Consider the following 5,557-nt stretch of genomic DNA (forward strand, 5'->3'; position numbering starts at 1 on the left):
TAAAAAGCCCCCGACATCAGTCGGGGGCTTCGGAATGGGTGTTTGGCGGTGACCTACTTTCACATGGAAGAACCACACTATCATCGGCGCTGAGTCGTTTCACGGTCCTGTTCGGGATGGGAAGGCGTGGGACCAACTCGCTATGGCCGCCAAACTTAAACTGTTACAAATCGGTAAAGCCTTAATCAATATATTCGGTGATGACTGAATCAGTCAGTAAGCTTTTATCTTTTGAAGTTCTTCAAATGATAGAGTCAAGCCTCACGAGCAATTAGTATGGGTTAGCTTCACGCGTTACCGCGCTTCCACACCCCACCTATCAACGTCCTGGTCTCGAACGACTCTTTAGTGTGGTTAAACCACAAGGGAAGTCTCATCTTCAGGCGAGTTTCGCGCTTAGATGCTTTCAGCGCTTATCTCTTCCGAACTTAGCTACCCGGCTATGCAACTGGCGTTACAACCGGTACACCAGAGGTTCGTCCACTCCGGTCCTCTCGTACTAGGAGCAGCCCCCGTCAAACTTCCAACGCCCACTGCAGATAGGGACCAAACTGTCTCACGACGTTTTAAACCCAGCTCACGTACCACTTTAAATGGCGAACAGCCATACCCTTGGGACCGACTACAGCCCCAGGATGTGATGAGCCGACATCGAGGTGCCAAACTCCGCCGTCGATATGAACTCTTGGGCGGAATCAGCCTGTTATCCCCGGAGTACCTTTTATCCGTTGAGCGATGGCCCTTCCATACAGAACCACCGGATCACTATGTCCTGCTTTCGCACCTGCTCGACTTGTCGGTCTCGCAGTTAAGCTACCTTTTGCCATTGCACTATCAGTCCGATTTCCGACCGGACCTAGGTAACCTTCGAACTCCTCCGTTACTCTTTGGGAGGAGACCGCCCCAGTCAAACTGCCTACCATGCACGGTCCCCGACCCGGATTACGGGTCTGGGTTAGAACCTCAAAGACACCAGGGTGGTATTTCAAGGACGGCTCCACAGAGACTGGCGTCTCTGCTTCAAAGCCTCCCACCTATCCTACACAAGTGACTTCAAAGTCCAATGCAAAGCTACAGTAAAGGTTCACGGGGTCTTTCCGTCTAGCAGCGGGTAGATTGCATCTTCACAACCACTTCAACTTCGCTGAGTCTCAGGAGGAGACAGTGTGGCCATCGTTACGCCATTCGTGCGGGTCGGAACTTACCCGACAAGGAATTTCGCTACCTTAGGACCGTTATAGTTACGGCCGCCGTTTACTGGGGCTTCGATCCGATGCTTGCACATCTTCAATTAACCTTCCAGCACCGGGCAGGCGTCACACCCTATACGTCCACTTTCGTGTTAGCAGAGTGCTGTGTTTTTAATAAACAGTCGCAGCCACCTATTCTCTGCGACCCTCCAGGGCTTACGGAGCAAGTCCTTAACCTTAGAGGGCATACCTTCTCCCGAAGTTACGGTATCAATTTGCCGAGTTCCTTCTCCTGAGTTCTCTCAAGCGCCTTAGAATTCTCATCCTGCCCACCTGTGTCGGTTTGCGGTACGGTTCAATTCAAACTGAAGCTTAGTGGCTTTTCCTGGAAGCGTGGTATCGGTTACTTCATGTCCGTAGACAATCGTCATCACTTCTCGGTGTTAAGAAGACCCGGATTTGCCTAAGTCTTCCACCTACCGGCTTAAACAAGCTATTCCAACAGCTTGCTAACCTAACCTTCTCCGTCCCCACATCGCATTTGAATCAAGTACAGGAATATTAACCTGTTTCCCATCGACTACGCATTTCTGCCTCGCCTTAGGGGCCGACTCACCCTACGCCGATGAACGTTGCGTAGGAAACCTTGGGCTTTCGGCGAGCGGGCTTTTCACCCGCTTTATCGCTACTCATGTCAACATTCGCACTTCTGATACCTCCAGCACACTTTACAATGCACCTTCATCGGCCTACAGAACGCTCCCCTACCATGCCAGTAAACTGGCATCCGCAGCTTCGGTTATAGATTTGAGCCCCGTTACATCTTCCGCGCAGGACGACTCGACCAGTGAGCTATTACGCTTTCTTTAAATGATGGCTGCTTCTAAGCCAACATCCTGGCTGTCTGGGCCTTCCCACTTCGTTTACCACTTAATCTATCATTTGGGACCTTAGCTGGCGGTCTGGGTTGTTTCCCTCTTGACAACGGACGTTAGCACCCGCTGTCTGTCTCCCGAGGAACCACTTGATGGTATTCTTAGTTTGCCATGGGTTGGTAAGTTGCAATAACCCCCTAGCCATAACAGTGCTTTACCCCCATCAGTGTCTTGCTCGAGGCACTACCTAAATAGTTTTCGGGGAGAACCAGCTATCTCCGAGTTTGTTTAGCCTTTCACCCCTATCCACAGCTCATCCCCGCATTTTGCAACATGCGTGGGTTCGGTCCTCCAGTACCTGTTACGGCACCTTCAACCTGGCCATGGATAGATCACTCGGTTTCGGGTCTACACCCAGCAACTGTTCGCCCTATTAAGACTCGGTTTCCCTACGCCTCCCCTATTCGGTTAAGCTCGCTACTGAATGTAAGTCGTTGACCCATTATACAAAAGGTACGCAGTCACACCACAAGGGTGCTCCCACTGTTTGTATGCATCAGGTTTCAGGTTCTATTTCACTCCCCTCCCGGGGTTCTTTTCGCCTTTCCCTCACGGTACTGGTTCACTATCGGTCGATGATGAGTATTTAGCCTTGGAGGATGGTCCCCCCATATTCAGACAGGATTTCACGTGTCCCGCCCTACTTTTCGTACGCTTAGTACCACTATTGAGATTTCGAATACGGGACTATCACCCACTATGGTCAAGCTTCCCAGCTTGTTCTTCTATCTCGACAGTTATCACGTACAGGCTCCTCCGCGTTCGCTCGCCACTACTTGCGGAATCTCGGTTGATTTCTTTTCCTCCGGGTACTTAGATGGTTCAGTTCTCCGGGTTCGCTTCGCTTATCCTATGTATTCAGATAAGGATACCTCCTAAGAGGTGGGTTTCCCCATTCGGACATCGCGGGATCATAGCTTTATTGCCAGCTCCCCCACGCTTTTCGCAGGCTTACACGTCCTTCGTCGCCTATCATCGCCAAGGCATCCACCTGATGCACTTATTCACTTGACTCTATCATTTCAAGAACCTCTTTGACTTCGTTTACCTACCCGTTGACTAGGGAAGCAAACTTGAAATTCCTACTTTGATAAAGCTTACTGCTTTGTTGTGTCTTAATCCTGCCTTTTGTGTTTCAGGATTAAGTCGATACAATCATCACCCAAATACTGTGTTTGTTTTCTTTTCTCTTGCGAGAGATTTTTTATCCTTTGCAAAGAACAAAAAATCAAAACAAACTCATTGTCTTTGTTTGTTGATTTCGGCTTTCCAATTTGTTAAAGATCGATGCGTCGATATTTCACTTCGCAAATCAAAATAAGCTGCTAAGTATAGCAGGCTTCCTTTGATTTGTAAAGTTCTTGGTGGAGGCAAACGGGATCGAACCGATGACCCCCTGCTTGCAAAGCAGGTGCTCTACCAACTGAGCTATGCCCCCGTTCTTGGTGGGTCTGGGAGGACTTGAACCTCCGACCCCACGCTTATCAAGCGTGTGCTCTAACCAGCTGAGCTACAAACCCGGATTCTCTTCTTAAGCGAATCTTGTCTTCACTCAAGCTTTTCTCTTCCGCATCTTTTACAGTTTACCGATAAGTGTGAATGCATCAGACCTCTTCTTTCTCTAGAAAGGAGGTGATCCAGCCGCAGGTTCCCCTACGGCTACCTTGTTACGACTTCACCCCAGTCATGAAGCATACCGTGGTAAGCGGGCTCCTTGCGGTTACCCTACCTACTTCTGGTATCCCCCACTCCCATGGTGTGACGGGCGGTGTGTACAAGACCCGGGAACGTATTCACCGCAGTATGCTGACCTGCGATTACTAGCGATTCCGACTTCATGCACTCGAGTTGCAGAGTGCAATCCGGACTACGATCGGTTTTGTGAGATTGGCTCCACCTCGCGGCTTGGCTACCCTCTGTACCGACCATTGTATGACGTGTGAAGCCCTGGTCATAAGGGCCATGAGGACTTGACGTCATCCCCACCTTCCTCCGGCTTGTCACCGGCAGTCTCATTAGAGTGCCCAACTAAATGATGGCAACTAATGACAAGGGTTGCGCTCGTTGCGGGACTTAACCCAACATCTCACGACACGAGCTGACGACAGCCATGCAGCACCTGTGTTACGGCTCCCGAAGGCACTCCTCCGTCTCTGGAGGATTCCGTACATGTCAAGACCAGGTAAGGTTCTTCGCGTTGCATCGAATTAATCCACATCATCCACCGCTTGTGCGGGTCCCCGTCAATTCCTTTGAGTTTTAATCTTGCGACCGTACTCCCCAGGCGGTCAATTTCACGCGTTAGCTACGCTACTAAGCAATCAAGTTGCCCAACAGCTAATTGACATCGTTTAGGGCGTGGACTACCAGGGTATCTAATCCTGTTTGCTACCCACGCTTTCGAGCATGAACGTCAGTGTTATCCCAGGAGGCTGCCTTCGCCATCGGTATTCCTCCACATCTCTACGCATTTCACTGCTACACGTGGAATTCTACCTCCCTCTGACACACTCTAGTCACCCAGTTCAGAACGCAGTTCCCAGGTTGAGCCCGGGGATTTCACATCCTGCTTAAGTAACCGTCTGCGCTCGCTTTACGCCCAGTAATTCCGATTAACGCTCGCACCCTACGTATTACCGCGGCTGCTGGCACGTAGTTAGCCGGTGCTTATTCTTCAGGTACCGTCATCAACTGTCGATATTAGCAACAGCCTTTTCTTCCCTGACAAAAGTCCTTTACAACCCGAAGGCCTTCTTCAGACACGCGGCATGGCTGGATCAGGCTTGCGCCCATTGTCCAAAATTCCCCACTGCTGCCTCCCGTAGGAGTCTGGGCCGTGTCTCAGTCCCAGTGTGGCGGATCATCCTCTCAGACCCGCTACTGATCGTCGCCTTGGTAGGCCTTTACCCCACCAACTAGCTAATCAGATATCGGCCGCTCGAATAACGCAAGGCCCGAAGGTCCCCTGCTTTCCTCCTCAGAGAATATGCGGTATTAGCTAATCTTTCGATTAGTTATCCCCCATTACTCGGTACGTTCCGATATATTACTCACCCGTTCGCCACTCGCCACCCAAGAAGCAAGCTTCTCTGTGCTGCCGTCCGACTTGCATGTGTAAAGCATGCCGCCAGCGTTCAATCTGAGCCAGGATCAAACTCTTATGTTCAATCTCTAACTTATAACTTCTGGTCTGCTTCAAAGAAACCGACAGGACAATGTCTAAAACATCATCTTGTCTGTCTTTCAAACAGTGTGAGGCCTAATGCACTCACACTTATCGGTAATCTGTTTTTTAAAGAGCGAATCGAATTATACAGTACATTTAGCAAATGTCAACTAAAATTATCGAAAATTCTAACTAACTGTGTTATACTGTCTGCTTCGTTTTCTTCACCGCGTCAGCAGCGAAGAACCGAACTATACGCCCCCAAA

The 5,557-nt window shown here is 50.0% G+C and carries 2 tRNA genes and 3 rRNA genes; all 5 read right to left on the reverse strand.

Going from position 1 to position 5,557, the window contains the following annotated elements:
* Positions 1 to 40: 40 nt before the first annotated feature.
* Positions 41 to 154: ribosomal RNA gene (gene rrf, locus ACTHR2_RS10410) — 5S ribosomal RNA — on the reverse strand.
* 96 nt (positions 155 to 250) lie between these two features.
* A 23S ribosomal RNA gene (locus tag ACTHR2_RS10415) occupies positions 251 to 3,139 on the reverse strand.
* Positions 3,140 to 3,487: 348 nt separating this feature from the next.
* Positions 3,488 to 3,563, reverse strand: a tRNA-Ala gene (locus ACTHR2_RS10420).
* A gap of 5 nt (positions 3,564 to 3,568) precedes the next feature.
* A tRNA-Ile gene (locus tag ACTHR2_RS10425) sits at positions 3,569 to 3,645 on the reverse strand.
* A 105-nt stretch (positions 3,646 to 3,750) separates the two neighbouring features.
* Positions 3,751 to 5,291: ribosomal RNA gene (locus ACTHR2_RS10430) — 16S ribosomal RNA — on the reverse strand.
* The 16S, 23S and 5S rRNA genes sit together here with 2 tRNA genes alongside, the layout of an rRNA operon.
* Positions 5,292 to 5,557: the final 266 nt, after the last annotated feature.

Origin of the sequence: Neisseria sp. P0006.S004 (genome assembly GCF_051963015.1) — a bacterium.
Taxonomy (GTDB): domain Bacteria; phylum Pseudomonadota; class Gammaproteobacteria; order Burkholderiales; family Neisseriaceae; genus Neisseria.